The 24277-nt window shown below is 58.5% G+C and carries 36 protein-coding genes and 1 tRNA gene; 13 read left to right on the forward strand and 24 right to left on the reverse strand.

Features of this window, described 5'->3' with window-relative positions; all coding sequences use genetic code 11:
* Window positions 1–156 precede the first annotated feature (156 nt).
* Window positions 157–450 (forward strand): hypothetical protein, encoded by a 294-nt coding sequence (locus U873_RS0119960; protein WP_025129924.1) that lies wholly within the window; start codon window positions 157–159, stop codon window positions 448–450.
* A gap of 83 nt (window positions 451–533) precedes the next feature.
* Here U873_RS0119960 and U873_RS0119965 read toward each other — a convergent pair whose 3' ends face one another.
* Both U873_RS0119965 and U873_RS0119970 read right to left on the reverse strand, forming a co-directional pair.
* Entirely contained in the window at window positions 534–1178 is a 645-nt protein-coding gene (locus U873_RS0119965) for a hypothetical protein (RefSeq protein WP_025129925.1), read from the reverse strand.
* Between the two features lie 194 nt (window positions 1179–1372).
* A complete protein-coding gene (locus U873_RS0119970) occupies window positions 1373–1615 on the reverse strand; it encodes a hypothetical protein (RefSeq protein ID WP_025129926.1) in 243 nt (80 codons plus the stop codon).
* Window positions 1616–1816: 201 nt separating this feature from the next.
* Here U873_RS0119970 and U873_RS0119975 point away from each other — a divergent pair, with 201 nt between their 5' ends.
* The 3 genes from U873_RS0119975 to U873_RS0119985 all read left to right on the forward strand — a co-directional run bounded on the left by U873_RS0119975 (window position 1817) and on the right by U873_RS0119985 (window position 3225).
* Window positions 1817–2329, forward strand: coding sequence for a hypothetical protein (locus U873_RS0119975; RefSeq protein WP_025129927.1), 513 nt, complete (start codon window positions 1817–1819; stop codon window positions 2327–2329).
* Between the two features lie 81 nt (window positions 2330–2410).
* Window positions 2411–2644, forward strand: a complete 234-nt coding sequence (locus U873_RS0119980; RefSeq protein WP_025129928.1) for a YceK/YidQ family lipoprotein — start codon at window positions 2411–2413, stop codon at window positions 2642–2644.
* A gap of 131 nt (window positions 2645–2775) precedes the next feature.
* Window positions 2776–3225 (forward strand): anti-virulence regulator CigR family protein, encoded by a 450-nt coding sequence (locus tag U873_RS0119985; RefSeq protein WP_025129929.1) that lies wholly within the window; start codon window positions 2776–2778, stop codon window positions 3223–3225.
* Between the two features lie 120 nt (window positions 3226–3345).
* Here the strand turns inward: U873_RS0119985 and fabF are convergent, their stop codons facing one another.
* A complete protein-coding gene (gene fabF / locus U873_RS0119990; protein WP_025129930.1) occupies window positions 3346–4614 on the reverse strand; it encodes a beta-ketoacyl-ACP synthase II in 1269 nt (422 codons plus the stop codon).
* A 117-nt stretch (window positions 4615–4731) separates the two neighbouring features.
* Between fabF and U873_RS0119995 the strand changes: the two genes are divergently transcribed.
* Window positions 4732–5217 (forward strand): helix-turn-helix domain-containing protein, encoded by a 486-nt coding sequence (locus tag U873_RS0119995; protein WP_025129931.1) that lies wholly within the window; start codon window positions 4732–4734, stop codon window positions 5215–5217.
* Here the strand turns inward: U873_RS0119995 and U873_RS0120000 are convergent.
* From U873_RS0120000 to U873_RS0120010, 3 genes are all read right to left on the reverse strand, one after another.
* Window positions 5204–6091: a hypothetical protein gene (locus tag U873_RS0120000; protein ID WP_025129932.1), complete on the reverse strand. Its 888-nt coding sequence runs from the start codon at window positions 6089–6091 to the stop codon at window positions 5204–5206. The two genes, U873_RS0119995 and U873_RS0120000, sit on opposite strands and share 14 nt — an antisense overlap.
* Window positions 6092–6253: 162 nt before the next feature.
* Window positions 6254–6988, reverse strand: a complete 735-nt coding sequence (locus U873_RS0120005; protein ID WP_025129933.1) for an HAD family hydrolase — start codon at window positions 6986–6988, stop codon at window positions 6254–6256.
* Window positions 6989–7172: 184 nt separating this feature from the next.
* Window positions 7173–7802 carry a TetR/AcrR family transcriptional regulator gene (locus tag U873_RS0120010; RefSeq protein ID WP_025129934.1) on the reverse strand — a complete coding sequence of 210 codons (630 nt, stop codon included), beginning with the start codon at window positions 7800–7802 and terminating at the stop codon, window positions 7173–7175.
* A 92-nt stretch (window positions 7803–7894) separates the two neighbouring features.
* On the opposite strand from U873_RS0120010, the gene U873_RS0120015 reads away from it, so the two are divergent.
* Window positions 7895–8503, forward strand: a complete 609-nt coding sequence (locus U873_RS0120015; RefSeq protein ID WP_025129935.1) for an NAD(P)H-dependent oxidoreductase — start codon at window positions 7895–7897, stop codon at window positions 8501–8503.
* A gap of 603 nt (window positions 8504–9106) precedes the next feature.
* Here the strand turns inward: U873_RS0120015 and U873_RS0120020 are convergent.
* Window positions 9107–9595, reverse strand: coding sequence for an ATP-binding protein (locus tag U873_RS0120020; RefSeq protein WP_025129936.1), 489 nt, complete (start codon window positions 9593–9595; stop codon window positions 9107–9109).
* Between the two features lie 343 nt (window positions 9596–9938).
* Here U873_RS0120020 and U873_RS0120025 point away from each other — a divergent pair, with 343 nt between their 5' ends.
* The 3 genes from U873_RS0120025 to U873_RS0120035 all read left to right on the forward strand — a co-directional run bounded on the left by U873_RS0120025 (window position 9939) and on the right by U873_RS0120035 (window position 11117).
* Window positions 9939–10202 (forward strand): DUF1652 domain-containing protein, encoded by a 264-nt coding sequence (locus U873_RS0120025; protein WP_025129937.1) that lies wholly within the window; start codon window positions 9939–9941, stop codon window positions 10200–10202.
* Window positions 10203–10473: 271 nt separating this feature from the next.
* Complete coding sequence (locus U873_RS0120030; RefSeq protein ID WP_025129938.1) at window positions 10474–10674, forward strand: hypothetical protein; 201 nt, start codon at window positions 10474–10476, stop codon at window positions 10672–10674.
* A gap of 356 nt (window positions 10675–11030) precedes the next feature.
* Window positions 11031–11117 (forward strand) — tRNA-Leu (locus U873_RS0120035).
* 84 nt (window positions 11118–11201) lie between these two features.
* On the opposite strand, the gene xerC is transcribed toward U873_RS0120035, so the two are convergent.
* From xerC to U873_RS0120065, 7 genes are all read right to left on the reverse strand, one after another.
* Entirely contained in the window at window positions 11202–12233 is a 1032-nt protein-coding gene (xerC, locus tag U873_RS0120040) for a tyrosine recombinase XerC (RefSeq protein WP_025129939.1), read from the reverse strand.
* The gene (locus tag U873_RS35340; RefSeq protein WP_081818687.1) at window positions 12233–12445 is read right to left on the reverse strand and encodes a DUF4224 domain-containing protein; all 213 of its coding nucleotides are present in this window, start codon (window positions 12443–12445) and stop codon (window positions 12233–12235) included. The genes xerC and U873_RS35340 overlap by 1 nt, the downstream gene beginning before the upstream one ends.
* A gap of 36 nt (window positions 12446–12481) precedes the next feature.
* Window positions 12482–12949, reverse strand: coding sequence for a hypothetical protein (locus U873_RS0120045; protein WP_025129940.1), 468 nt, complete (start codon window positions 12947–12949; stop codon window positions 12482–12484).
* A gap of 330 nt (window positions 12950–13279) precedes the next feature.
* Window positions 13280–13675, reverse strand: a complete 396-nt coding sequence (locus tag U873_RS0120050) for a hypothetical protein (RefSeq protein ID WP_025129941.1) — start codon at window positions 13673–13675, stop codon at window positions 13280–13282.
* Between the two features lie 141 nt (window positions 13676–13816).
* Window positions 13817–14452, reverse strand: a complete 636-nt coding sequence (locus U873_RS0120055; RefSeq protein WP_025129942.1) for a hypothetical protein — start codon at window positions 14450–14452, stop codon at window positions 13817–13819.
* An 85-nt stretch (window positions 14453–14537) separates the two neighbouring features.
* On the reverse strand, window positions 14538–15038 hold the full coding sequence (locus tag U873_RS34815) for a hypothetical protein (RefSeq protein WP_025129943.1): 501 nt from the start codon (window positions 15036–15038) through the stop codon (window positions 14538–14540).
* Window positions 15039–15080: 42 nt separating this feature from the next.
* Entirely contained in the window at window positions 15081–17048 is a 1968-nt protein-coding gene (locus U873_RS0120065) for a DNA cytosine methyltransferase (protein WP_025129944.1), read from the reverse strand.
* A gap of 84 nt (window positions 17049–17132) precedes the next feature.
* Here U873_RS0120065 and U873_RS0120070 point away from each other — a divergent pair, with 84 nt between their 5' ends.
* A complete protein-coding gene (locus U873_RS0120070; protein ID WP_025129945.1) occupies window positions 17133–17363 on the forward strand; it encodes a hypothetical protein in 231 nt (76 codons plus the stop codon).
* Window positions 17364–17390: 27 nt separating this feature from the next.
* On the opposite strand, the gene U873_RS0120075 is transcribed toward U873_RS0120070, so the two are convergent.
* Window positions 17391–17759: a hypothetical protein gene (locus tag U873_RS0120075; protein WP_025129946.1), complete on the reverse strand. Its 369-nt coding sequence runs from the start codon at window positions 17757–17759 to the stop codon at window positions 17391–17393.
* 97 nt (window positions 17760–17856) lie between these two features.
* On the opposite strand from U873_RS0120075, the gene U873_RS0120080 reads away from it, so the two are divergent.
* Window positions 17857–18081, forward strand: a complete 225-nt coding sequence (locus U873_RS0120080) for a hypothetical protein (RefSeq protein WP_025129947.1) — start codon at window positions 17857–17859, stop codon at window positions 18079–18081.
* A 560-nt stretch (window positions 18082–18641) separates the two neighbouring features.
* Here the strand turns inward: U873_RS0120080 and U873_RS0120090 are convergent.
* The 5 genes from U873_RS0120090 to U873_RS0120110 all read right to left on the reverse strand — a co-directional run bounded on the left by U873_RS0120090 (window position 18642) and on the right by U873_RS0120110 (window position 21809).
* On the reverse strand, window positions 18642–19181 hold the full coding sequence (locus U873_RS0120090) for a hypothetical protein (protein WP_025129949.1): 540 nt from the start codon (window positions 19179–19181) through the stop codon (window positions 18642–18644).
* A gap of 228 nt (window positions 19182–19409) precedes the next feature.
* Window positions 19410–19892 (reverse strand): hypothetical protein, encoded by a 483-nt coding sequence (locus tag U873_RS0120095; RefSeq protein WP_025129950.1) that lies wholly within the window; start codon window positions 19890–19892, stop codon window positions 19410–19412.
* A gap of 81 nt (window positions 19893–19973) precedes the next feature.
* A complete protein-coding gene (locus U873_RS0120100) occupies window positions 19974–20492 on the reverse strand; it encodes a hypothetical protein (RefSeq protein ID WP_025129951.1) in 519 nt (172 codons plus the stop codon).
* 7 nt (window positions 20493–20499) lie between these two features.
* Window positions 20500–21063 carry a siphovirus Gp157 family protein gene (locus U873_RS0120105; protein ID WP_025129952.1) on the reverse strand — a complete coding sequence of 188 codons (564 nt, stop codon included), beginning with the start codon at window positions 21061–21063 and terminating at the stop codon, window positions 20500–20502.
* The gene (locus U873_RS0120110; protein WP_025129953.1) at window positions 21060–21809 is read right to left on the reverse strand and encodes a hypothetical protein; all 750 of its coding nucleotides are present in this window, start codon (window positions 21807–21809) and stop codon (window positions 21060–21062) included. Before U873_RS0120110 ends, U873_RS0120105 begins: the two co-directional genes overlap by 4 nt.
* A 113-nt stretch (window positions 21810–21922) precedes the next feature.
* Here U873_RS0120110 and U873_RS0120115 point away from each other — a divergent pair, with 113 nt between their 5' ends.
* A complete protein-coding gene (locus U873_RS0120115; protein WP_157838109.1) occupies window positions 21923–22183 on the forward strand; it encodes a hypothetical protein in 261 nt (86 codons plus the stop codon).
* A 123-nt stretch (window positions 22184–22306) separates the two neighbouring features.
* Here U873_RS0120115 and U873_RS36970 read toward each other — a convergent pair whose 3' ends face one another.
* From U873_RS36970 to U873_RS0120135, 4 genes are read right to left on the reverse strand one after another with little or no spacing between them, the layout of a single operon-like run.
* Window positions 22307–22480 (reverse strand): hypothetical protein, encoded by a 174-nt coding sequence (locus U873_RS36970; protein WP_177330294.1) that lies wholly within the window; start codon window positions 22478–22480, stop codon window positions 22307–22309.
* Complete coding sequence (locus U873_RS0120125; protein WP_025129955.1) at window positions 22477–22677, reverse strand: hypothetical protein; 201 nt, start codon at window positions 22675–22677, stop codon at window positions 22477–22479. Before U873_RS0120125 ends, U873_RS36970 begins: the two co-directional genes overlap by 4 nt.
* Window positions 22674–22865: a hypothetical protein gene (locus U873_RS0120130; RefSeq protein ID WP_025129956.1), complete on the reverse strand. Its 192-nt coding sequence runs from the start codon at window positions 22863–22865 to the stop codon at window positions 22674–22676. Before U873_RS0120130 ends, U873_RS0120125 begins: the two co-directional genes overlap by 4 nt.
* Window positions 22862–23293: a hypothetical protein gene (locus U873_RS0120135; RefSeq protein ID WP_025129957.1), complete on the reverse strand. Its 432-nt coding sequence runs from the start codon at window positions 23291–23293 to the stop codon at window positions 22862–22864. Before U873_RS0120135 ends, U873_RS0120130 begins: the two co-directional genes overlap by 4 nt.
* A gap of 608 nt (window positions 23294–23901) precedes the next feature.
* On the opposite strand from U873_RS0120135, the gene U873_RS34820 reads away from it, so the two are divergent.
* Window positions 23902–24249, forward strand: a complete 348-nt coding sequence (locus U873_RS34820; protein WP_025129958.1) for a hypothetical protein — start codon at window positions 23902–23904, stop codon at window positions 24247–24249.
* Window positions 24250–24277: the final 28 nt, after the last annotated feature.

Below are 24277 nucleotides of genomic sequence, written 5' to 3' on the forward strand. Positions count from 1 at the left end.
TCAGGATATGAGGCAATGGGCGGCCCATGCGGGGGTATCCTGACCGTTGTCACGACGTTGTTGGTGACAAGGCCTGCAGGGCATCCGGAACAGCAAGTCGAGCCGAGGCACCGAGGTCAAGATCATCGCAGGCAAAAGGATGGAAAGCACAGAGTGATGGATAACCGAACCGACGTGCAGCGCGTTATCGTTGCATTCCTGATCATCATCGTGACGCTGGGCGGTATCGCTTTTGTCGGCTGCCTGATGAGCCCGCCAGGCTTCTTCCCCAGCCTGAGGACGGCCCTGGCGATCATGGCGCTGGGAGTCACCTGCCTGTTGTGCTACCCGCTGGTCTTTGCCTACTGGATGGTCAGCGGCAGGACACGCGGAATGCGTGACCTGTTGATTCTCCACAGCGTGGTGTCAGGTGCCTTGGTTGCCTGGTACCTGGTGCTGATATTCGGCTGAAGGGCGGGCCATGGCCCGGGCAGGTCGCGAGAGTGCGCCGGGGTGTTCCCGGCGCTGACGGGGATCAGCAGGCCGCGCAGGGCTTACTTCACATCGCCATTGTAGAAAACGCTTTGCGCGCCATCTTTCTTGACGATCAGTTTGTTGCCATCGGCCAGGCTTTCTACCATTTCCGAGCAGCCATCGATGGCGGCCTTGCCTGTCACCGATTCAGTCGCGCTGTCAAAAGTGAAGGCGTAGGTGGTGGCAGGGCAGCTCATGCCGCTTTCCCCGGTGGAGACCACCAGCAGGTACTTGCCGCCGAAGGCATAGGCCTTCTCGACGCTGACGTATCCAGTGAGATCCGGGTCTTCAACCACGTAGTCCATCACGTTGACGACACCGGCACGGGAGACATAGTTGATTGCCGAGCCGCCCATTTCACGGATGCTGGTGGTGAAGGTGCCGCCGATGTCATCGCCGCTGATGATGAGCGGCACATAGCTCATGCGAGGTGCTTCCGGCGCCGACTGTGGGGCAAGAGTCGCGGCAGGGCGCTGATTGAGGCCAGGAGCCTCCTGTGCAGAAACACACTTGCCGGATTCGCAGATCCGCTCGCCTTTGCAGTCGGTGTCCTTGAAGCACTGCGCAGAGGAACTTGCTGCTTGGCTGGCCGGTACCGGCTCGGTTTTTTTATCGCAGCCGACCAGGGCCAGTGCGGCCAGGGAAATGGCAAAAACAAGCTTCATTTTCGATTTGTCCTTAATCGTTTAGGGAGGGGCGCGGCGGGGGAATGTAATGGGTTTGGCCTGGTGTTACCAGGCCACTATCGTCGGCTGTGGCGACAGTACGGCTGCAAGCGCTAGTTGGCCTGCGCGACTGAAGGGCTCCTTGGCGGAGGGCTGCGAGTGCCGGCACGCTGCTGTGCTGCGGCCGTTGTCAGTCAGCAAAGGCTCTCGGCAGTGGCGATGGACAGAGGCGGCAGGCCCATGTTGCGAATGGCCGCTTCGAGCTTGTCCTGGTAGATCGTCAGAATGGAATAGTCGAGCTTCTGGGTGATATCGGCACCTTCTGCCGAGCTTGCTATCAGCTCATTCAAGGCGCCGGCGACCAAGTCAGCGGTGACCTGGAGGACGTTGAGTCCGAAGCTGTTATCAACAATGACCAGATTCGTTAAATCGTACATACAGCCCCTGCGGTCACTGTTCTCATGGGTAATGGCTATGAGCCATTATCAGGATAACGAAATCGTGGGTGTTCTGTCACCGGGAAACAGCAGCGAGCGTCGAGGGGCGAAATACACCAAGGTACCGACGATGTATTTCAGCATTGGTGGTGCCTGTATGTGTACCATCCCGGGCTGCAAAAATGACCGGGGCGTAGCGCCATGATGATACTGACGAAGGGCGACAACCAGGGGCTCAGAGTGGCACCTCGATGGCCGTCCTCAAGGGTTTTGCTGGACCGGGAGGTCTTTGGGCAACTGCTCAGCGCCCAGTCCAGGCTGCCCGATTCCATCCGTTTGCTGGTGACCCGAGGCTATGAGCACAAGAGCAGCCACCTGGGGTTCTTCCGAACCCTGTCGCGCTGGCTGGGCATCAGGTTGTTTTGCCTGTGCTATCCGGACAGAACAGATGAGCTGGACGATATCTTCGGCTCCAATGGGCATGACCTGGATGGCTCTCATGTCGATGTGTCCATTGTCTTCAACGGTAGGCGACTGCGCTTTCTCCCTCTGGGGGTGTTTACCTCGCCGGCGCGTCAGGCCCGGTTGAAGGCGCGGCATTGCACGGTGGTGGAGCAGGTGATGGACGCCCTGAGGCAGTGCGGTTTCAAGATTCATCGCAATCATACGGAAAGCCTGCAGATGCATTGTGACTACCAACCTGCTGGTTGCTGACCTTGCGGGGCTCTGGAGCAGTGACCTGGCGGGCGCGGCGGCGTCTACAGCAGTCATTCATGACGGTAATAAGGACGTTACGTGGTACGAAGTCTAGTGTTGCTGGTGCTGGTGTTATCGATCAGCGGCTGTACCGCGTTGCTGGTGCGAACGGTCCCCCAGACCTGCCCCTATATAGGCGTGCGAATGGATTGGGCCTTGGCCAAGGCCAACAACGGCATCCTTTGGCCCTTCCTGGCGCTGGACGCTCCGTTCTCGGCGGTGGTGGATACGGTGATGTTTCCCTTTGAGTATCAGTACAGTTGCTCCCTTTGATGCTCGCCCAATGGGTACTCATTGGCCTGATCATCAAACCTGTCTCTCAGTCCTGGTGGCGTGTTGATCCGAGGAATCCGGCGGCACCGTCTACAGTTGAGTGTGACATTGGCTTTTGCAGGAGCATCCACATGCTCAAGTCCCGTTGGTTCATGACCGCGCTGGCTTGTCTGTTTCTGGCGGTGGGTTCACCCATTGCCCTGGCCGATCCGGGAAACGGCAAGGGGCAGGGCCACTCCAAGCACGACGCCGTCGATCACCGAGGCCAGGGTAAGGGCAAGCCATCAAACGCTGATGACTGGAATCAGGGCCCGCGCATCGATCGAGGCAACGTGCTCGGCATACTCGGTGGGCACCGTGATTACTGGAGTCCTGGGCCGGCGCTGCCTCCCGGTATCCAGAAGAACCTGGCGCGAGGAAAACCCCTGCCACCAGGAATCGCCAAGAAGCTGGACAGTCGGCTGCTAGGGCAGTTGCCCCGCTATGAGGGGTATGAGTGGCGGCAAGCTGGCGCGGACCTGGTCCTGGTAGCGATTACCAGCGGGCTTATCTATGAAGTGCTGAATGATGTCTTGCACTGATTGAGCCTGTGAACACCTTGTTCCAAGGCACAAGGCTGTGCTCATTTCTGACGGCAGTTGAGGTTTCAGTCGGTGATGACTGAAACCTCAACGCCGAGCCTTCGCCTTGAAAGAGGCGTTCTATTTCCAGCGCTTGAACAGCACGCTGGCATTGACTCCACCAAACCCGAAGCCATTGGACAAGGCATAGTCCATGGGGGTCTTGCGCGCCTCGCCGCGAACCAGGTCGAGGCCTTCGGCGGCGCTGTCGGGGTTCTCCAGGTTGAGTGTCGCGGGGGCGATCTGGTCCCGCAGGGCGAGGATGGTGAAGATTGCTTCGATCCCGCCGGCAGCTCCTAGCAGGTGGCCGGTGGCGGATTTGGTGGCACTGATCGCCAAGCCGCTGTTGGTGCCGAATACGCGCTTGATGGCGGCCAATTCGCCTTTGTCGCCGACCGGGGTGCTGGTGGCGTGAGCATTGAGGTGCTGGACCTGGGAGGCGTCGATACCCGCCTGGCGCAGGGCTTGCTGCATGGCGCGCCGAGCACCGTCGCCATCTTCCGGGCCGGCGGTCATGTGGTAGGCATCGGCGCTGGTGCCGTAGCCCACCAGTTCGGCGATAGGCTGGGCGCCACGCGCCAGGGCGTGCTCCAACTCCTCGATGACCAGCAGGCCGGCGCCTTCGCCCATGACGAAGCCATCCCGGGCCTGGTCGAAGGGGCGCGAGGCGCGCGGCGGAGTGTCGTTGTATTCGCTGGACAGGGCCCGGGCCGCGGCAAAGCCCCCGAGGCTGACCCGATGGATGGCCGCTTCCGCTCCACCACAGACGGCGATGTCGATCTCTCCTGCCTGGATCATCCGCGCGGCATCGCCGATCGCCTGGACCCCGGCAGCGCAAGCGGTGACAGGAGCTCCCAATGGCCCCTTGAGGGCATGGCGGATCGATACATGGCCGGCAGCCATGTTGCTCAGAAATGACGGGATGGTGAATGGCGATAAACGCCGCGGCCCCTTGCTGTCGGTGGTGCGTACGGCTTCGGCAATGGCCGGGAAGCCGCCCACGCCCGAGGCGATGATGGTGGCGGTGCGTTCCTGGGCTTCCGGGGTATCGGGTTTCCAGCGGGCCTGGCCCAGGGCCTCTTCTGCTGCTGCCAGGGCGAAGAGGATGAACCTATCCATCTTGCGCTGTTCCTTGGGGGCCAGCAGTTGGTCCGGATCGAAGCCGGCCTCCGGGTCCTGAAGCGAGTCTGGAACCTGGCCACCGATGGTGGTCGACAGATCACCGATCAGTTCCTCTGGCAATGAGCGGATGCCGGACTGTCCCGCCAGCAGGCGTTGCCAGACCTGCTCGACCCCACAACCCAGGGGAGTGATTGCGCCCATGCCGGTGACTACGATGCGTTTGCTCATGCCGGTCCTGCTCCTACAGTTTGCGTGGGTGGGGATTAACGAAACGTGGACGATACTATCATCATGAAAGTAACATCCGAATCCACAAATGTTCGAGGTGCATCGCAGGAGTCGGTCATGCAACGAAAAAGTCTGTTGGACGCTGAATGTCCAATCGCCCGTGGCCTGGAACGGGTGGGGGAGTGGTGGAGTATCTTGATCATGCGCGATGCGTTGCATGGCTTGAGACGCTTCGACGAGTTTTCCCGCAGCCTGGACATCGCCCCGAACATGCTGACCCGTCGCCTGAACTCTCTGGTCGAGGCGGGGCTACTGGAGCGCCAGGCCTACAGTCAGCGACCTTTGCGTTACGAATATGTGCCAACGGCCAAGGGTGAGGATTTTCGGGGAGTGCTCATGGCGTTCGTGGCCTGGGGCAATCGTCATTTCGCACCAGAAGGTGAAAGCGTGCAGATTGTCGAGCGCAAGAGCGGGCGGCCGGTACAGGCGGTAATGGTGGAGATCGCCAGCGGTGATCGGGTGCCGTTGGCGGATTGCACGGTGCAGGCCGGCCCCGCCGCCAGCGCCAGCATGCGTCAACGATTGGGGGCTATAGCGAATTGACACCGGGTTGCGGCGCTTGTCCCTGGGGCGCAGCTGCGTTGACCGGCTGGCCGGGTTGCACCGGAGCTGGGTTGGGGGTCAGGTTGCTCGGGATCAGCTTGCCGACCACATAGCCACTGTGGCTGATCAGGGCCAGCAACAGCAGGGTGTTGTGCAGCTTTGGCAACGTCTCCAGCAGCCAGTCGCCCGACCCCAGGCTATGACCGACCGCAGCGCCGTACACGAATACCACGACCATGGTGATCAGCAGCATTTGCAGGCGGGGCAGGTCGACAAGGGTTGCGTTGGTTACATCCTCGCCGCGAATCAGATCGGCCAGGCGTGCGTCCTTCGGGTCATTCTTGGTCAGGACTTGCCCTCTTGCCGAGGGCGGCGCGGTGAGCTTCTGGGTGTCGAGCAACTGCTGGCTGGTGGTCGCCAGGGCATTGTCGCTGGCCGGTTGTTCGGCTTTACGGCTCAGTGCCATGGGGGCGCCGACAAAACTGGCCAGGTTGAAGCCCATCAAGGCAATCAGGTTGTAGTCGAGGTCCACTATCAACGCGGTGGTGGCGTCGCCGCGGACAATGTTGGCGATGTACACCGTGTACAGGGTGGCCAGTACCAGCAGGGTCCACAGGGTCATCTGCAGGCGCGAGAGCGAATAGCGATTGCGCTCGTCGATCAGCACCCCGAGTACCCGGCCACGGATCTTCAGGCCGGCCAGGACAAACAGCGCGAACATGCCCAGCAGGCAACTGGCCCAGGCGGCGAGGCGTGGCCAATCGAGTTTGTTCGCGGCTGAGGGAGGGTCAGGGTGGACCAGCAAGATCACGGCGGGTGCCCCAGCCGCCAGCAACACGGCGAGGGTACGCAGCACATAGCCATGAGATTTCATAGTGGCAGGCCTTCTCCCTGGTGGGCGGCGCATGTCCATGATCTGCCTGCGCCGCTTCTGCCCCTGGGCATCAGCGCAGGGGCGCTTGCTGTTGGGTATAGCGAATCTTTTTCCTGGTACCGCGCCGTTGGTCGGTTGTTCTGTGGTCCTTGCCGCAAGGCGTCAGCGCGTGCGCTGCCCGCGACGCCAGGCAGGGTGGAAGTGTCGCCAGTGTGCGTCCTGCGCCGCCGCCAGCAGTTCTCGGTCGCCGCGGGTATCACCCCAGGCCCGCAGTCGATACTGGCCCAACGGACCGTAGACCTGTTCCAGGCGCAGCACCTTGTTCTCGCATCGGCAGTTATGGCCGGCAATACGCCCGCTCAGCATGCCGTCGATCACCTCCAGTTCGGTGCCGATCAGCTTGATCCCGAGGCGCCTGGCGAACGGTTGCAGAACCAGGGCAGGTGACGCCGAGCAGAGGGTGACCAGCGCCCCTGAACGAAGCTCGCCAGCCACCGCTTGCAGGCCGGCCGGGCGCATCAGGCGAGACCAGGCTTGCTCGCAGAAGGCTTCTGCCTGTTGCTCGAGCCAGGTCGCCTCGATGCCTGTGAGGAAGGTGCTGATCAACTGCGCCTTGAGCTGATCGCGGTCAACCCGCCGAGCCAGGAAGTTCAAGCTGGGCAGGGCCAGCCTGAGCATTCGCCGGTTGAACTGTCGGTGGCCAAAGGCGAACTTCAGAAAGGGCACGAAGCTGTCATGACGGGTCAGGGTGCCGTCGAAGTCAAAGACCGAGAGCACCTTGGTGGCCTCAGGGTCGAGCTCGAGGGTGTCCGGGGCGAGTGGCAGTGCTTCAGGTTTGTCAGCCTGGAGCGGCAAGGGCGAGTCGGCTAGAGGACCGATGGATGGCTGGGTTGACATGGGTGTTCTCCATGAAGGCGGTGCGCTTGGCCGGCGACCAGTAAAAACAGTGGTGTGTGCAGTCTACGCGATCCCGCCGGCGAGGGCTGGAGCGCAGGACAGTCCGGCCAGTTTCGGCAATGAGCTGGAGGGCACAGCCTCTTTCCCTGGCGTGAGGCTTCGAGGCTGGCCGTCGAGGCCCAGGTTATTGGCCAGTATCGGAAACGGTGGCGCGGGCTCTTTCGACCATTGCCACAATGGTGGCGCAGAGCTCGTCCCGGGCTTGCTCCCGAGTGATTTCCCCAAGGGCCGCCGCATGGGAGAGGGCTTCTGCGGCGCCGAGCATGGCCCGTAGCCCAGCGGCTGTGATGATCCCGCCAGTGGCGAAGGGCCGCAGAGTTTCACGACATTTTTCCAGGAAAATTGCCTGGTAGTCGCGTTTGATGGCTTCGAGTTCAGGCGAGCTGGCCAGTGCCGCGATGACGCCCGGTATCTCGTGGCCCTGGAGCAGTACGCAATCGACGTAAGATTCGGCGATAACACCAGCACGAGCGGCCAGGGTAGGCACTGCGGACTGCAGCGCCTGATCGAGCAAGGCCGTCTGGCGTTGATCGAAATCCTGATAGAGCGCCGCCAGGAGCACCGCCCGGCTGGCGAAATGGTCATAGACAACAGGCTTGGTGACTCCGGCCTGCTCGGCCAGGTAGCCCAGGGTCAGGGCTTCTGTACCCAGCTCACGAACAATCTGCCAGGCAATGGTCATCAGTTGTTGCAACCGCTGTTGCCGCGACAGGCGTCGTCGTGACGAGGTCGCGGAATTCGAATGGCTTGACATGCTTATATACCAAAAGTAACTTATCGTCGTTAACTTACTAAAAGTATATTAATCTCGATCATTCAGCGCAATCCGTTCGCAGGAGCACTGTCATGCATGCCCTTATTGTTGTTGCCCATCACGACCCGCAGTCCCTTACCCATCAACTCGCCTTGCAGGTTGCCAAGGGCCTGGAGGCTTCATCTGGATCTACCTGGGAGATTGCCGATCTCTGGGCTGAAGGGTTCGAACCGCGGTTCGGCGCTGCCGATATTGCCGTGCATCGTACCCAGGCTGGACCTGCGGCCGATGTCGTTGCCGAGCAGGCACGCATTGATCGTGCCGACGCCCTGGTGCTGGTCTATCCGGTTTATTGGTGGACCATGCCGGCATTGCTCAAAGGCTGGATTGACCGGGTGTTTGCCAATGGCTGGGCCTTTGATTATCAGGCAGAGGCCAAACTGGTGAAAAAGCTCGGGCACCTGCGGGTGCATCTGGTGGGGGTTGCGGGGGCCGATGCTGGCACCTATGCGCGTCATGGTTATCTTGATGCGATGAAAACCCAGATCGATCACGGGATCTTCGACTACTGCGGGGCCCGAGTGCTGACGTCGCAACTCCTGTTCGATTCGGAAGCGGGGGACCCGCAGCCCCACCTGGAACGTGCGCGGACTATCGGCTTGAGGCTGTTCAGTGAAAGCGATGTCCCCGAGAGGGTGTGAACTGCGGTGGCGGGGGGGAGGAGAGTCAGGCTGGGAGGAAGGTTTCAGGCCGGCTGCAACGGTGGTGAAGGTTAACCCCAGCAGCACCAGGCGAAGGTGGTTAGGCAAAGCAACAAGGGCAGGGCATCGAGAAAGTCGTTCATACCAGCACGTTCCATTCAGGCAAGTGCCGGCAATTTAAGGGGGCGATAATGGCTTGTCTGTTGCGATTATGTGAATTTTCAGCGCATTTTCGTTTAAAGCCGCAGGGTTGATCGTGACGCTGCCAGCAGGTCCCTGTCGGCAGCGTTCCAGGTGTGGTTTCCATCGCTGAAAAGAACGGCTCGAAAATCAAATGACTCAAAAAAAGTGTGGATATTTAATGACTTAGGTGATTTTATTTACGTTTTTTTGCTCAAAATATCTTGTTACAGAATGTACCGTTCCGTTACTATAGCCCTGCGTTCACCTACCACGGTTTATGCATTTTTAGCCCCAAGTGTCCATCAGCTGCTTGGGCTTTTTTTTGCCTGAAATTTGCCTACCTGGCTGTTTTCAAAGCGCTTTTCGGCCAAGGTCGGCGATCGCTGCCTTCGCAAGGCCCGATCGCTACCGACCATGGGGTCAGTGATTCACGATGTGAAGCCCTTCGCTTGCCTGCGCCGGCACGAAATAGCGACAGATCAGTTCGAACTCTTCCTCGCTGGTGGCAAAGGGATGATGCCCCTGCTGGTTGCGCTCGCGCAGCCTGGCGCGGCAAGTGTCTTCATCGGCATTCAAAACATGCAATTGATGATCGACGCCAGCCTGATCGGCCCAGGCTCGCAACCCCGCCCGCTGGACCAGGGTATTGGCCGGGAAGTCCAGTACCACGCTGGTTCCGGCCTGCAGCATGGCAACCACCAATGGGCCAAGTGTGTTCCCCAGGCGTTGGGCATGGAGCAGATAGTCCGCGACCGAATGAATGAGGTCCGGGTACAGCTGAGCGAGCCATTGGTCTTCGCAGATCAATACACTGCCGGGAACCTGTGCCAGTTGCTGGGCCAGGGTGGATTTGCCTGAGGCGATCCTGCCGCACAGCAGGTGCAAGACAGCGGGGGATGAGTGATTCATGCAGCGTCTCCTGGGGATGGCCTCAGAAGAGTGGTCACCAATCCCACCTTCGAGGCGGGTTGAAAGCGGTTTGGACAGCCGCTAGCCCAGCCTGCTGACGAGGCCGGTAATAATCGATGGGCAACAGGGCTGAAGGTTCATGTATCGAAACCTACACAGTTGGCAGAAACATGTATAGCGCGCTGATACGCCTTGGAGCCGGGAGCGCTGGCAGTCGCTGCAAGCCTGGGCGAGAACTGCGAGACAGTTAACAGTTCTCTGTGTTTTTTTTGACACGCCTGCCGGGGAGCTGGCCTATTCTTAATGGGAAAAATCCCCAGAATCTCCTACAGACGAGAAAGCCATGCTCTCCACCAGCGAGCTTTGCCACATATTGGAATCCGGCTTTCTCCCCCTTTCCTGCGCCTGCAGTGTAAATCCCGACGGCTCATTGGCGATTAAGATCTACGATGCCGAATCCGGTCGAGTGGACTTGTTGCTGACGGGCGTTTCAACTGCCGAACTCACCAGTGTGCGGGACATCTCCAACCTGATTGGCGAATTGCGAACCGAGCTTCGAGCCGGCCGCAGAGCCTTTGCCGGGGCATTTACCCATTACGCTGGTTGAATGGCATCGTTGTGTCATTGCTGACAGTTGAACATGTTATTGCGAGGGCATAGCGTTGAACCGTTCGCCCGATACCCATGACTCTTTACCGGTTCATGGATGGCGAGGTCATGTGTATTGGGCGAACTCCATTGACTGCCGATGTGCCCTGCCAGCGAGGCAGGCTGTATATTGCAGACCTGGCGCCCTTTGAGTGATCCCTGTGTCAATCGAGGGCATCAGCGCATCTTGGCCTGCACAGCAGGCTGCTTCGATTTCAAGGAAGACTTCCATGTACATCGGCAATACCCCCCCTGCCAACTACACCTACGCCCAACTTGCAAAGGTATTGGAGCACAACCGCGGCATTGCCCAGCTCAAGGGCAGTGAAGTGCAGGTAGAGCAGGACTTCTCCAGCCATTTGCAGGCCGAGCAGGCCGCACCCAAAGAGGAAGGCCTCAAGCTTTCCCTGGGGTTTGCCGCCGAAGCTTGAGCCTTGCCATGGGGTAGGACGCTTATTGTGTTGGCCCTTGCCAGTCTTTTCCGAGGCCAACTGAAATCAATAAGTCTTTATAAATCAGTTGGTTGTAAAAAACCTTCATGTTAGGCTTGCCGCCGCGGATAACGGCGTGCGAAGTCTTGTACACGCTCGCTGTTATTGGCCGAGCTGATGCTGTAGATCCATGATTTACCGTGTTTTTTCAGCTGTAGCGGTGAGCGGGGAAGAGGGCTTTTTTGCCCCGATCAACCTTGCTTCACAAGGACTGGATGTATATATTCCACTCCCTGTTTCAAGCGCTGGATGGCTTTTGCCAATTGGATGTTCCAGTGTCGCGTTATCGCGCTACCGCCCGAATGGCGAAACTGGTAGACGCATGGGACTTAAAATCCCCCGCTCGTAAGGGCGTGCCGGTTCGATTCCGGCTTCGGGCACCATCTATTTCAAGGGCTTGCATGACATACCTCATGCAAGCCCTTAGTTCTTTTTTCCGCAATCAAAAAAACTTTTCCGCAATTCTCTTATTTCGTCGGCGTAACCTTGGCTCCGCGACGCCTGCGAATGTACTGCTCTGTCATGCTTACGGTGGTGTGCCCAAGCTGGTCGCGCGTCTCGCGTATGCTCCCTGTAGATTCTTCTTTATCCGTGGCCGCCTTGGCCCGTAGGTCTCGCATTTGGAACTCTGACTTAGAAATTCCGGCGGCTTCGCGAGCATCGTCAAACCGCTTGCGCAGCATGCTCTTTGTCATAGGCTGTCCATCCTCCATCACTACAAGTCGAGTAGATCTCACCCTGTAGCCCGCCTTCCTGGCCGCGATGCGGTCAATCACGACTCTTAATTCCCCAATTACCTCAATCCTGCGCCTGGCTCCGGTCTTGCTTTGGGCAACTGCAAGCTTTCCATCCTTGATGTCCCTCTCGTCCATTTTCAGCGTATCGGCGATTCGCTGTGCAGTTAGATAGAAAAGATCCAGGGCGTCTTTCAGTGGCTGATCACTCTTCGCATAGACAGCTGCGAACATTTCATCCTCGACGTACACGTCACGGCCGGTCTCCTTATGCCCCTTTACTCCGGCGCAGGGGTTGGCCAGCGCGGTATATCCGCACTCGCGTGCAAAGTTCCAAATAGCGCTGAGCAGCGCCTTTTCCCTGTTTGCCCGAACCGGAGCGGTCTTTCCTCGTTCCCGTAGGTATTGCCGCACATGTTGCGGCTCAATATCCTCCAGCGGGGCCGGCGGGTCATTGAAGAAATCAAGAAGGTTTTTCAGCTCGCGCTTGTTGTCCTTCTGGGTGGCTGCTGACTTGGTAGGGACGACCTCGCTCATGTAGAGGTCGGACACATAGGCAAAGGTCATCACTGATTGTGCCAGTGCTGATGCGGTTCTTGTTTGCTCGAGCTTGGCATACTCCATGATGGCCAAACCGTAATCAGTCCCCAGGGAAATCTCCTTTCGCGGCTTGCCTCCAGTGTCGTAGAGGTAGTAGATCTTGTTCCCGCGCTTGCGAAGCCTAAGGCGAGGGACGCTCCCGGGAAGTGTCGGTTTTCTGCCCATTATCCAGCCTTACGCGGTTGCCACTTGGCACGCCCTGTCGGTAGTTCCACTTTCCCCGCAATCAGTGCTGCGGTAGTGACGCAGGGCCAGCCGTTACGCTTGATGGTGTGCCTGATACCGTTTTTGCAAAGCACGGCAATCTGATTGGCTTTTGTTTTTGCGCCAGTCAGTTCACACACTTCGTCATGACTCAAAAATTCGATAATACTCATACAGATCTCCACGCCGCGCTTGGCGGCAGAAGGTGGTTATTGGTTGGCTTTGGCGATCGCTGCGTCGACGAGCTTCATCGCTTTCATCGCGTTGCTGTTCCCGGGCGGGAGGTAATCGCCCCAGAGATCGCGCGCGGCCTGGAGGGCGGCCAGCATCTCTTCAGTGAGCGCGCGTTCCTCACGGGCGATCTCCCAGAATTGCTGACCCCAGTGACCTGTCGGTGGCGGGTTCCGATTCTGTGCGCCGAAGGCCAAGGCCCCGACGATTGAGTCGCACAGATCGCGCTTGTAGGCGTTGTCGCCGTCGATGCTCAGGCCGTTACGGCGCAGCGCGTCCAGAGCGTTGTTCAAATTGGACTCGGGCGATGGCAGCACCAGGTCAAAGTCTTTCTTGCCAGGACGGCAAGCCACGACGAGCAGTTCGCAGTCGAGCGGCAGGTGCTGCGCCATCTCCGAGATCAATTCGATAGCGGTCTCGCGGAATGCGTTCTTTTCTTGGGGCATAGGAACTCCTCGCCCGCCATCGCCGGCAGGCTTTCCGATTGTTGAGTGGGGTGTTTCGGATGGTGCTGATCGCCGCCGGCGTTGCGCCGTGGCACTGTTTCTGCGTTCGTCCGGTCTATGTCTTGCCCATCACGGATGATGGTGACTGCTACCCGGGCCGGGCGGACTCTTCAGTTCTTGTAGCCGCTGTTAATGCGGTCGATGATCTCTTCTTGCTTACGAGCGCTAGGGTAACTTTGTGCCCAATTCCTACGGCCGCGGAGCTTGGTGAGTGACGGCGGAGTATCGTATATATCTTCAGATACCCTCGCCGCGTGATTGGTCGTAAGGCTATGTTCCTACTCTTGGGGCGAAGCTAACGCTTTTGCAGTACTCAGGCTGGTCGCGAAGGTGGTGCAGACTGGCTTTTGTGTAAAGACTCTTCGGCTCTGCCTTCAGCAATGGTCGAAAGAGATCAGTCAGGATGGTTGCCAGTTTAATCGCTACATGTTCTTCAAGGTTTTTAGCTGTACCGATTGAGCTGCCTATCCGGTAAATGTTCTTGGCGGGGATCTCTAAGGCGGTCAAAGCCCCATCAATGAAGCCGTCTAAAAAACCGTCCAGCCGCTCGCATTGAGTGCGCAGAGCAAGTGTGTTTGGCGCATTCTGGTAGTCCCAATGCACCTCAAAGAGCGCATCTTTCTTCTTGATCAGTATTTTTTTTGGATGCTCTAGCTGGCGCTGCATGTTTCCTCCTCCATAACGATACCTGTGCTGCCTTGCACACGGTCAAAGCCGGAAAGTTCTTGTTTTTTTAAGATGGCCTTGAATCAAAAATAGCTTGGTATGGAGTAAAAATCTGCCGAAAAATTTAGAGGAGGGGGAGGATCATGGCTGTACCCTCCGAAACTCGACGGCCCAGACCCAGGGGTTGGCGTCCCAGTCGCCGCCAGTGGATTGCCAGAGGTCTTTGAACGCGGCCACAGCTTCATGGCCGCGTCCGAGCGCCTTGTCCTCTATTCTCCATGCCCCTTCGGCTATGCACTGGCTTGGCGTGATCTCCTGCAACCGCTCGACGCGGACGTCAGTGATCTCCAGCAGAATGCGGCTGTAATGCCGGTGCAGGTGGATGCTTGGCACGGATCGCTCGGGCAGCAGGCCGTCATAGCTTGGGCCTGTCTGAGCGCCCTCATCATCGAACAGCGAGCACAGATAAACCGTTTCGCCATGCTTTCCGCCAGCGGCGAAGTAGTGACCGTATTCACAGTCATAGCCGAGGCTCTCGCGTACCCACAGCCGGTCGCCGCGCCGCCCATAGGGGCAGTTTGAGGAAAGGCTATGTCCAGGCATTGCTGGGACGCTGGTCATGCCGTCGCCCCATCCCGCGCCATAGACTTCCCAAAGTTTACCTTTCAGCACTGGCTGGACCTTCATGGGCCGCCGCGTGACAGTCTTCTGGCCTTCCAGGATGGCGCGCACCATCGGCGCCGAGAACAGGATCGGCCGTTCTTTTATTTCAGGCATGACTTCGTCCTTGGCCGCTATAGCGGCTGACTTGAATGTGGGGGAGGGGTGAGGTTTTCGCGGGTGGAGTGCAAATGTACTCCTGTCAGAATTTGGCTGGTTCAGCCTTCACGGCCAGGCCCTTTACCGCCTTGCTGTAGATGAACTTGATCAAGTCCCAGGGGAGAACGTGGTTCTGACCATATTCCCCTTCACCGTCGCAGATTTCGCAGCCTTCAGACGGCTCTTCAAGCTCTCGGCATTCCGGGCATTCGTGCGAGGATTGCAGCTTGAACTCTCCAAGCAGCAGGGCTTTGGCGCCGTTCTCGGCGGTGAGCCGTTTCGGCATGATGCAATAGCCGTCGGGAACGGTCGGCACGGGCTGGGCTGCTAGATCTGCGCTGGCGGATAGGGCGGCGAGCTTCTGCCTGTACTCGACCTGGTCGTCAAAGCTGACGATGCCGCGATTGATCATTGCCAGGCCCTGCTGTAGTAGCGCATCCCGCCCGGCCAACTGGGCGACCAGTTCATCTATGCGCTGATCTCTTTCGTTCAGATCTGACTGAAGGGCAGCTACTCGCTGTTCAAGTTGGGTTTCTGTGGGCATGGGGAGTCCTATCCGGGGCAGGCCCGGGCGGCAGATGTTGGGTTATGCGGCTTCGGCTTGTCGTTCGGCGGCGCGCCACGGGTCGTTTGCTCGGGCGAGCGCTGCCATTGGCGGTGGGCTGACGCTGTTGCCGCACATGTGGACCTGTTGGGTCTTGGTGAATGGCTTGCCGTCGGCGCCGTGGCTGATGATGTAGTCGTCGGGGAAGCCCTGAGCCTTGTACAGCTCGGAGGGTTGCAGCATCCGCAGGCAGATATCGACGATCACATACGGGGTGCCCTTGATCGTGACGGTGACCAGGCCCAGGCGGTCCCTGGTGGTAATTGTTGGGGCCGGCTCGTTTGCAGCGCTCACGTTCTCGGCGCCGTAGTAGCTGATCAGGAATGCGGCGACCCGCAGGGCGCCCTCTTCGTGCTCAGGCGATAGGGTGTACTCGACCAGGCCGTGATGGGTGCCGGCTGCGCTGACAGTGTGCAGCGGTTCGGCGCAATCCTTCGCGTCACAGTTGCCGCGCAGGTGCAGCAGGTTTGCCGTTACCAGCTGTTGCTGGCTGCCGGTGTTTGTCACCGTGGTCATCGGGTCCTCGATGCTCTTGGCGGCCGTGGTGTTGAAGCCGCCATTCATCTGGGCCATGAACACCGTTGAGATACCCATGGCGTGTGCGGCACCGGCCGGGCGCTGGTAGTTGCCGCCGCTGGTGATGGTCGGCAGCGGTTCATTCAGCGCTTTGCCGTCGTCCGAGAACCGGAACTTCACCAGGTGAGCGGCTGCAACTGAATGCCCGCCGCTGACTGTCACCGTCCCCAGCGGGGCACCGGCAAATTTGCTGCCGTTGCCCCAGCGTTGAACACCGCCAGGCTTCCCTTCGCCATGCGCAGCAGTGACCATCACCGGACTGATCAACGTCAGCTCGCCGCGATTTGCGCAGGTCACAGTCGGTAGCGGGGCGGACGGGTCGTTGATCCGGTCGCTGCCCTGGTGTGTTGCTGGCGCGATGATCGGGCTGGCCATGGCGAACGATCCGCCGCGGGGCCAGGACGTCACGGTCCGCAGCGGCTCATGGGCTGACTGCACGCTGTCGCCGGACCAGTTCGCAATAGGCACGATGAACGGGTCAGCGGCATCGATGAGATACTTCTTCATGCCCTTGGCTATTCGCCGCTGGGTTGCAGGTGCCAGCGGCTTGGGCCGGTCGAAGATGCTCTTGCTCGGGATGGTCCAGTCGATGCACTCGGCGGCGGTGCGCCACTTCTTCTGGCCCTTGGCCGGGTTCTTTGCATGGGTTGGCTCGGGCCACACGATGGGCTGACCGTCGCAGCGGGCGATCATGAACAGGCGTTCCCGGCTGGTCGGCGCGCCGAAGTCGCACGCCTTGATCACGCGCCACTCGACGGCATAGCCAAGGCGTTGCAGCTCGGCGACGAATACGGCCCAGGTCCGCCCGCGTCTGGCTGGATCTGGCACCAGGAACTGCTGGTGGACCGGCACAACCTCGTCCGGCGCGGCCACACTGCCACCGAGTTTCACTACCCGGCCTGTAGCCTTGTCGCGCTTTGCAACGAGGGGGCCCCACTGCAGGATCTGCTTCACGTTTTCCAGGCTGATCACCCGTGGCTTCTTCTTGCCGGCCCACTTGAGGCCGATCCACGAAAGGTTGCGGATCTCGCGCTTGCGTGGCTGGCCGCCGGCGGCCTGGCTGTGGTGTGTGCAGTCCGGTGACATGTGGAACCAGCCAACGGCCTTGCCGCCGCATTCGGTGTCAGGATCGCCGTCGAACACGTCTGTGGTGTAGTGCACAGCACCCGGGTGGTTCACGGTGTGCATGCTGATTGCTGCAGGGCTGTGGTTCTTCGCGACGTTTACCGCGCGACCCAGGCCCATTTCCAGCCCGGTGCCGGCACCGCCGCCCCCGCAAAAAAAGTCGACAACGATCTCATCGTCCTGAGTGCTGAAGCCGAGTCCGTATTGAGTTTTGAAATCGAAGGGGTGTTTCTTCTGTTTTGCGGACATGCGGAATCCTCGCTGGCTGGCGTAATAGGTCGGATTGATCTATTTCTATGAGAGCCGGAAGGAATCCGGTTCAAGGAGGGCAAGATGAGTAAGAAACCCACCAACAAACTGATCGCTGAAGTTTCTGGTTTGACTGAAGTGCAAGTTGGTATGCACTTGGCAGAACTGAAGCAACAAGCAAATGGCGATTGGTTAGCCTATTTCGGTATCGAGATCGAGCAATACCCGGAAGCCTGCAATAAGCTAGAGCCTTCAAAGATTGTTCGAATTCCTGTTGATCTAGCTAACAACTGGTACGACCGAGGCAATGGATAGTCCATTGGATTGAAGATGGAAAAAGCATCACAGCGACTCTTCGCCGGTATCGATCCTGCGCAGTTCGAGCACTTCGATCTTCTCGGTGCCGTCGGTGATTACCCAGCAGGGCAGCTCAAGGTTTCGAAAGGTGCCGTGGTAGTTCCGGTACGCGCCAAGCGCGGCCTTGCGGAAGGAATCGGCCACGACCTTGCCGATCGGCATCGGGTTGCCCCCCCCCAGTAGGCTCAGCTCGAAAACAGATGTGTTGGAGATGCGTTTCCCTGCAGCTCGGATAGTGCCCGGGGAAAGCTGGAACTCCCGGGCTACCTCGATCACACGCTTGTAGATCAGGGCGTCGTGGATCAGCTGGTCGCGGGCGCCGATACGCAGGCCCGCGTAGATGACTGCTTGCATAGGTTCCTCCGGGCAGCCGATGGCCATGGCCTGGCTGGCGTGATTCGTTTAAGTGAGATAGGTTTGAACTGCTTATACGGCGAAAAGGAGATGCAGGATGTCGAAAAAGGATAGGCCGACCCGTGCAGAGCGACATCGACGAAAACAGCCATTCAAAGAGCTTGCAGAGTTACTTGAGGCAACCCCTGTCGAGTATCGAGCCAAGCTCTACGATAAGCTTGAGCGCGAGAGAATCGCCGAGTCCCTGGAGAAGTCGGGCAAAAAGCGAAAGGGCGGCTGGCCATTTTTGCCTGGCAACTTCGAAGGTGGATCGAGGAAATGATCCGCCGGTGCGCCTAATCTCTCCACTGGCAGTAGGCGTTGATATGGGGTATTACGGGTGACCGGCTTGGGGCCGATTTATATGGAGAGTCAAATTGGAGCAGTACTCGTTTCGCGACATCCACAAAGGAAAAGTTTTCACTATCTACATCAATTTCCATGTCGGACATGTAACGGCGCGACTTGTAGTCGACGGCTTTCCACAAATCAAATGTGCAGACCAGTCTTGGCCTGATAAAGGCGCCGCAGTTGCTGCCGTATGGGAAGATGCGAGAAGTAAGATAGAGGCGCTTCCAGCCTAACCGGTCTCATCGCTTCCGAGCCGCAAAGCTTTGCGGTTGTAGGCAAGTTGCAATTTCTGCGACACGTTTTCGAGTATCGCGTATTCGTGTCGTGGCGGCGCTAGGAACTGCGCCGATCCTACTGGGCCCAGGCCATGCAGGTGGTGAATCTTCAGGGGCATTGCCTCGCCCTGTTCCTCGATGCCGGCCCAGGCCATCAGGTCAGCCAGGGCTGGGTATTCCTGACCTGGATCAGCTCAGCTCAGCAAGGTATCACTGCTTATTCTTCCTTAAAGCAGTAGGTGGGAGGCTGATCTTGGGGAGTGATTATGAACGATGGAAAATCGGTGATTTTTACCGTCTTGTATAGCCTGAGATCGCTTCCAGTAGGAGGGAGAGTGCTGCGCATTTTCTTCGCCACAATTTCCTCACCCGCTGGATTCGCGGCGCTGAATGAGACAGTTAGGCTAGCAGGGTCAATATCAATTAACTCACCGTCATCTTCCATGGTTGCCCGCGACTGGTAATTCACGGTCATTGTGTTGGTTGATAATCCCTTAGGGATAAACGTTACGCTGACATCAGTACGCGTCAAATTTCCCGTTCTCTCTTTGATGTGCGCGCGAGTTTTTAGGAGCGTTGGCAATATATTTTTGCCGTTTCCTTCAAGCTGCGTCTCACAGCTAACAACGCTACCGGGCGGGTACGCGGCATTGAGCTTGAGCATCTCTTCCCGCGTTATCGCTTCGACATTCATCGAGCACAACACCGCAATACCGATACCCATAGGTAGTAGAAACGTTTTGTAGATGTGATTCATATCCCTATCCTTCGATATTGATGTTCTGGTGCTTAAATCCAGAAAAAGGAAATACGCGTCCGTGCCTTTCTGATTCATAACCAGCAGCGTCGGCGATGCAGTTTACCCGGACAGCAACTCTACAGTTCAATAGAGGGTTCAGATTTCGGTTTGCGCATTACCTTTCCCCTCTCTGCAATGGTCATTTTCAGGGAAAGGTCGCCATCAGGATGCCGCTAGGAGGGAGGGTTATTCGTCGCCGTCGTCGGCGTTCATCTGCAGCGATTCGGCAAAACCTGCCTGCCGTAATTTGCGCGCCACGTTTTGCGGTACTTCAATTTTGTGGCGCGGAATTTCGAAGAGCGACGCGGAGCCGTCGGGGCCAAGCGAGTGGGCATATGCGATCAGTCGCCAGATGGCGTCTCGGCCCTTTGATTCGCCGAGGGCGGCGGTGATGGCCGACAACCTGTCGCGCACCCCCTGGCGGAAGTAGTGGCGGATGATATCGGACGGTCCTTTGATCTTCTGCGGCGCAGGCGGCAGATCTTCGGCCCGGCAATTCAGGACCAGCAGTTGCACCGCCTCGCCGACTTCCTCGATCTCATGCCAGCGCATCAGCTCATCGAGCATCGCCCGAGTGCCATATGGAGCCGTGTGTCGCAGTTCCTGCTCGCCCAGCTCTTGCCGCCTCTCGGCAAGTTTGGCTGTTCGTTCTTCCTGAGTCGCAGCCATGGCCTACCTCTTCGATGCCGCTGGCCGGTATCGTCGACCAGGTTTGACGTTTGCGCTGTTGCGGGCGGTTGCTGAAGCGCCTCAAGCTCGCTTCTCCCAGCGCTTCGGGAAGTTGAAGTTGTAGTCGAGTACCAGGCGGTTCAGCAGGGTGTCAGAGATCCCGACCTTCCTGCATGCAGCGATGCGTGACACTCCAGCGTCCCGCAGGGCAGCCAGGCGCTCGATGAGCTTTAAATCCCGCTCCCTATCAACGACCTTGCTCTTGAAGGTGAAACCGCCTTCGTGGGAGGCCCTACGCATGGCAGATTCCGACTTCCCTGTGACGGCGATGGCCTGGTCGATGGTCATGGTCTTGGCGAGCTCTCGGATCGTGTCGACGTAGGCCTTGCGTTGGGCGAACTGGTCTTCGTAGGTTCGCTTGGGCTGCGGGCGGGTGGCGCGTTTGCCATGCTGGCCACCCAGGTCCTTGCGTGGCCGGCGAGACTGGAACCTGAAAGACTCCAGCACCTGGACCTTGTTGCCTGCCATGAAGAAGGCAGCCTTAGCTGCTTCCAGTTCTGCCTGGCGCTCGGAGCAGACCAGGATGAAGTTGTTGCTCATGGTTACCTCACTTGATGCGAATCGAGCTTTCGCCGCGCTCCAGGTGGGCCCAGCTTGGTTCTTCCAGAAGTTCGGCTTCTGCGTCCTCGCCAGCGGCTATTCGCTTGTGCACAGCCTCGTTGTGATCGCGGATTTCCTTGAGCCGGACGGCGATGGTTTTCTTGTCCGGGGTGATCACGCTCTTCAGCGACACGAACTCATCAGGCACGGCCTTCTCGTCATCGACGATCACCTTCTCTGGCGAAAGGGCGAGGGTGATGGTGAACAGCGGGCGCTTGATCGACTTGATATCTGCCGCCTCCATGTTCCGGCGCAGGTAGTCGCTGATCTGGCCCACGGTGTTCTTCTTGATGCGCTTGAGCTCGTTGAGGCGGTCGACTTCTTTGTCGATAGCGTCGATGTCGCCCTCGATGTTCCGGCGCAGCATGACGATGCTGTCGGCCTTCACTTCGAACTCGCCCTTGATGCCGTCCATGGTGTCTTGGATGGCCTGGCGCAGCCCTTCGTCGTCGGTATCTGCCAGGGCAGCGAGTTCGGCCATTTGGCCAGTCAGTGCGTAGAGTTCGGTCATGCTGCACCTTCCATAGAGTCTTCAAGGTCCGCTTTGCGGGCCTCCTTGGCGCGGGTGAATTTGAGTTTTTGGGCTTCGCGCTCTGGGCTTTCCTTGCGCAGCTCCAGCTTTCGCATGGCCGACTTGTAGAGCTGCTGCAGCTCGTTGAGCGACTGCGCGGTACCGATCAGGTGGAGGGTTTTGGCTAGCCATTCGCGGTACTCAGCGGCGAGGCGCTCCTTCGCTTCGATCTTGTCCTCGGCTCGCTCAATCTCGGCTTCACCCAGGCGCTCGTTGACGTAGTGAATGTCGTCGTACAGGCCCAGGCGGACGTCGGCGGAGAAGCCAAGCTGGCTTAGGCATTTGCCGATCGCGTCGGTGAGGGACTTTTTCGGCGCGTCAAAGTCGGTGCTGATGCTGCCGAATTTGTTTTGAGTGATGAAGGGCGTGTGCCCGTAGTGCGTGATCGTCTTGCGTTCACCGTCGCCACCCAGGTACCACAGGGCGACCTTCAGGGTATGCACCTGGGCGTGTGCCAGCACTGCTCCTTCCTTGTTCAGCAGTGGGCCACCGATGTCGAAGCGCTCCTCGATCACTTCATAACCCCAGCCGGTGCCGCAGGGGCCGAACTGCTCTGTGGCGCGCTTGGCCAGGTACTGGGCATTCACCGCGGTACCCGTGAAACCACCAGGGCCGGTGTACTCCTTGGTGAACTTGGGATCGGTCTTTTCGACCTCTTCCCACAGGGCGAGGTTAGGTACAGGCATGACTATCTCCCGCGCCTTGCTGTGAACTGGGCGCAATCGGTTTTCAATGAGATTGAGGTGACTTACAAAGTTCGCTGGTAAGCTTTGGCTTTCTATAAATCGAGGGAACGATCATGGGATACAAATCACGGCCACCCGGTTTCCGGATCGAGTTTCCGGAGCCAGAAATGTTCTGGGCCGTTCGAGACAAAGGAAGTCCCAAACAGATCCAGGTCGATCGAATTTCTGTCATGTCCGACAATGAGTCAGTAAGCGTAATGTATGGCGGGGACGCTGCTAACGTAGCCAAAAATCGAATTCAGCTTCCGCTCGATCCGGACTTTCTAAGAGATCTTGCAAGTGAGTTTTTGAAACTCGCAGATGATTTAGAGTGATTCACTATCTCTTTTGAAGGGCTGAGGATTATTGGGTGAGGTGATCGGCGAGGGTGCTGATCAGCATTGCGGCGGTGCAGAGGACGAGGGCAGGGAAGGAGCTACGCCAGTAGAGAAGTGCGATCACGACTCGACCAGCGACAGCAGCCTTTCGCCCAGGATGATCTTGGCGTTGGCCTGCTCCTTCTTGATGCCGGTTGCCTGGGCCACCTCGGAAAGAGACAGACCTTCGCGACGGAGTTTTGCGCAGCGGATTGCCAGTTGCTGGCCGCGCTTGTGTGCGCCGGCGCCGCTCATTGCCGCTGCTCCAATTGGGCTACGCGATAGCGCAGAACCTGCAGCACCCGGCCGCGGTAACCGGGCTCCGCGTACTGCTCAACTGGCGGCCCGAAGAAGCCCCGGCGCTCGGCCAGGCTGTACGCATCACGCAGGCTATGAGCGGTGATGTCTTCCAACTGCTCATCAATGAGCGACTTGACTGGGGAAGTGGTCATTCTGCCTCCTTGCGCCGGTGACAGGCGTCCATCAGGCGCTTGCAGTAGTGGGTGAATTCGTCGGTGGAGATCGCTCCGTCAGTGAAGAGGCGGGTGATCAGGCCTCGCACCAGGACATCGATGTCGGACTGGCTATTGGGATCGGCAACGCCTTCGAGGGCTTGGTCGATGAGGATGTGAGGGCTCAAAACCCGCACTCCTGCTCTAAGCGCGCCTGCTCCTGTTCAAAGGCCACGGCGGCCTCTACGTGAGGCTTCAAAAGCTCGAGCGCGATATCCTTCAACGCTGACTTCTTGCCCAGCAGGTACATCGCCAGATCCATCAGGAGTCCCGAGCTGCGAAAGCCCATGGCGCCGATCACCAGTTGGCCGAAAGCGTCTTGCTGGTCCTCACCATCGATCTGACGCTGGTTCAGGTGGTCCTGCACCGCCCTTGCAAAGTCGGCCTGGGTGACCTCGCCTCGTTCTGAAGGTTGGTAGCCCCAGGAGATCCGGTAGCCCATCAGCAGGCGCTCTGCGTTTGCCTCAAGCCATTCCGATTCGGCCAGGTCGTCCTCGCTTACCGGTGGCGGCATGCGGTTGTCGTATTCGAGCTGTGCCTTGCGTAGTGCTGACATGATTGCCTCCAGGGCGGAGATGACGATGAGATAGACACAGTCATGCGCTCCGCTGGATGCCCTAAGGCGCGGAGTACAAAAGTGTCGGGGTGGAGGAGTAGGGGAGTGGCGCCGGCGTCGGGTCAGTGCCCGGTGCCGGCAGATAGAATGGTTATGGCAACTGCAGCGATGGTTACTCTACGCTGCACACCCACCGATGGTTATGCCGGTAAGGAGCGCGGATGAAGGTTACATCCGTCAGCAAAAGCCGGATAGTGCGACGTACGGAGTCAACACCGTCAGTTCGTGCACTCTGACCTCACATGCTTGTGGAGTGGTGCGAGACTGGAGTGGCGAGATCGATGCGCTGAGTTGTCGACGCTGGGGACTTTATCGAATGAATGAGATTTGTAAGGATGGAGTGTTTTTCGTGAAATGCTGGTTGCATGTACAGTATTTTATTGAGATAGTCATTCTACTCCTCGGGCGCACAGGATGTAGATATCAGCTTGATATAGGTTCTGATCTGCACGTGTCCAAGTGAAGGCCTTGAGCCTCCAGCCATCGCCTTTGAGCGACATGAAAGCGGAATCCTCCGCGACAAATCATTCGACTCAATAGGTGAAGCTATGTCAGTAGTAAAAGTAGGCAAGTATTTTCGCAATGTCACCATGAACCCGGCACGTGTTGTGAAAATTGTAGACCCCGCAGAAAACACTCATGGATTGATTATTCAGACCGGTCTGATCAGTCCATCAAACGGCGCGCTGGGGCTCTACTCGGGGACCTCTGCACCGAGCGGTATCGGCGATGAATCCAAGCCCATCATCTTTGCGGGGAACGGCAATACAGCCGCTGGTTCCGGCTCTGAGTTGTTGATGCCTAATCCGCTGTTTGTCTCTGCGGGACAAGGCCTGTGGGTCGCTGCGAACGTCCCAGCCGCGGCCGTTGCTCTGACCTGGGATTTGCTCGATTAAGAGCGGCCCCCGTGATGCTACTGGGCTT

Origin of the sequence: Pseudomonas sp. PH1b (genome assembly GCF_000633395.1) — a bacterium.
Classification (GTDB): domain Bacteria; phylum Pseudomonadota; class Gammaproteobacteria; order Pseudomonadales; family Pseudomonadaceae; genus Aquipseudomonas.

Coding starts and splice junctions, on each gene's coding strand:
- U873_RS0119960 (WP_025129924.1), top strand. CDS start 157: ATGGATAACCGAACCGACGTGCAGCGCGTTATCGTTGCATTCCTGATC.
- U873_RS0119965 (WP_025129925.1), bottom strand. CDS start 1,178: ATGAAGCTTGTTTTTGCCATTTCCCTGGCCGCACTGGCCCTGGTCGGC.
- U873_RS0119970 (WP_025129926.1), bottom strand. CDS start 1,615: ATGTACGATTTAACGAATCTGGTCATTGTTGATAACAGCTTCGGACTC.
- U873_RS0119975 (WP_025129927.1), top strand. CDS start 1,817: ATGATGATACTGACGAAGGGCGACAACCAGGGGCTCAGAGTGGCACCT.
- U873_RS0119985 (WP_025129929.1), top strand. CDS start 2,776: ATGCTCAAGTCCCGTTGGTTCATGACCGCGCTGGCTTGTCTGTTTCTG.
- fabF (WP_025129930.1), bottom strand. CDS start 4,614: ATGAGCAAACGCATCGTAGTCACCGGCATGGGCGCAATCACTCCCCTG.
- U873_RS0119995 (WP_025129931.1), top strand. CDS start 4,732: ATGCAACGAAAAAGTCTGTTGGACGCTGAATGTCCAATCGCCCGTGGC.
- U873_RS0120000 (WP_025129932.1), bottom strand. CDS start 6,091: ATGAAATCTCATGGCTATGTGCTGCGTACCCTCGCCGTGTTGCTGGCG.
- U873_RS0120005 (WP_025129933.1), bottom strand. CDS start 6,988: ATGTCAACCCAGCCATCCATCGGTCCTCTAGCCGACTCGCCCTTGCCG.
- U873_RS0120010 (WP_025129934.1), bottom strand. CDS start 7,802: ATGTCAAGCCATTCGAATTCCGCGACCTCGTCACGACGACGCCTGTCG.
- U873_RS0120015 (WP_025129935.1), top strand. CDS start 7,895: ATGCATGCCCTTATTGTTGTTGCCCATCACGACCCGCAGTCCCTTACC.
- U873_RS0120020 (WP_025129936.1), bottom strand. CDS start 9,595: ATGAATCACTCATCCCCCGCTGTCTTGCACCTGCTGTGCGGCAGGATC.
- U873_RS0120025 (WP_025129937.1), top strand. CDS start 9,939: ATGCTCTCCACCAGCGAGCTTTGCCACATATTGGAATCCGGCTTTCTC.
- U873_RS0120030 (WP_025129938.1), top strand. CDS start 10,474: ATGTACATCGGCAATACCCCCCCTGCCAACTACACCTACGCCCAACTT.
- xerC (WP_025129939.1), bottom strand. CDS start 12,233: ATGGGCAGAAAACCGACACTTCCCGGGAGCGTCCCTCGCCTTAGGCTT.
- U873_RS35340 (WP_081818687.1), bottom strand. CDS start 12,445: ATGAGTATTATCGAATTTTTGAGTCATGACGAAGTGTGTGAACTGACT.
- U873_RS0120045 (WP_025129940.1), bottom strand. CDS start 12,949: ATGCCCCAAGAAAAGAACGCATTCCGCGAGACCGCTATCGAATTGATC.
- U873_RS0120050 (WP_025129941.1), bottom strand. CDS start 13,675: ATGCAGCGCCAGCTAGAGCATCCAAAAAAAATACTGATCAAGAAGAAA.
- U873_RS0120055 (WP_025129942.1), bottom strand. CDS start 14,452: ATGCCTGAAATAAAAGAACGGCCGATCCTGTTCTCGGCGCCGATGGTG.
- U873_RS34815 (WP_025129943.1), bottom strand. CDS start 15,038: ATGCCCACAGAAACCCAACTTGAACAGCGAGTAGCTGCCCTTCAGTCA.
- U873_RS0120065 (WP_025129944.1), bottom strand. CDS start 17,048: ATGTCCGCAAAACAGAAGAAACACCCCTTCGATTTCAAAACTCAATAC.
- U873_RS0120070 (WP_025129945.1), top strand. CDS start 17,133: ATGAGTAAGAAACCCACCAACAAACTGATCGCTGAAGTTTCTGGTTTG.
- U873_RS0120075 (WP_025129946.1), bottom strand. CDS start 17,759: ATGCAAGCAGTCATCTACGCGGGCCTGCGTATCGGCGCCCGCGACCAG.
- U873_RS0120080 (WP_025129947.1), top strand. CDS start 17,857: ATGTCGAAAAAGGATAGGCCGACCCGTGCAGAGCGACATCGACGAAAA.
- U873_RS0120090 (WP_025129949.1), bottom strand. CDS start 19,181: ATGAATCACATCTACAAAACGTTTCTACTACCTATGGGTATCGGTATT.
- U873_RS0120095 (WP_025129950.1), bottom strand. CDS start 19,892: ATGGCTGCGACTCAGGAAGAACGAACAGCCAAACTTGCCGAGAGGCGG.
- U873_RS0120100 (WP_025129951.1), bottom strand. CDS start 20,492: ATGAGCAACAACTTCATCCTGGTCTGCTCCGAGCGCCAGGCAGAACTG.
- U873_RS0120105 (WP_025129952.1), bottom strand. CDS start 21,063: ATGACCGAACTCTACGCACTGACTGGCCAAATGGCCGAACTCGCTGCC.
- U873_RS0120110 (WP_025129953.1), bottom strand. CDS start 21,809: ATGCCTGTACCTAACCTCGCCCTGTGGGAAGAGGTCGAAAAGACCGAT.
- U873_RS0120115 (WP_157838109.1), top strand. CDS start 21,923: ATGGGATACAAATCACGGCCACCCGGTTTCCGGATCGAGTTTCCGGAG.
- U873_RS36970 (WP_177330294.1), bottom strand. CDS start 22,480: ATGAGCGGCGCCGGCGCACACAAGCGCGGCCAGCAACTGGCAATCCGC.
- U873_RS0120125 (WP_025129955.1), bottom strand. CDS start 22,677: ATGACCACTTCCCCAGTCAAGTCGCTCATTGATGAGCAGTTGGAAGAC.
- U873_RS0120135 (WP_025129957.1), bottom strand. CDS start 23,293: ATGTCAGCACTACGCAAGGCACAGCTCGAATACGACAACCGCATGCCG.
- U873_RS34820 (WP_025129958.1), top strand. CDS start 23,902: ATGTCAGTAGTAAAAGTAGGCAAGTATTTTCGCAATGTCACCATGAAC.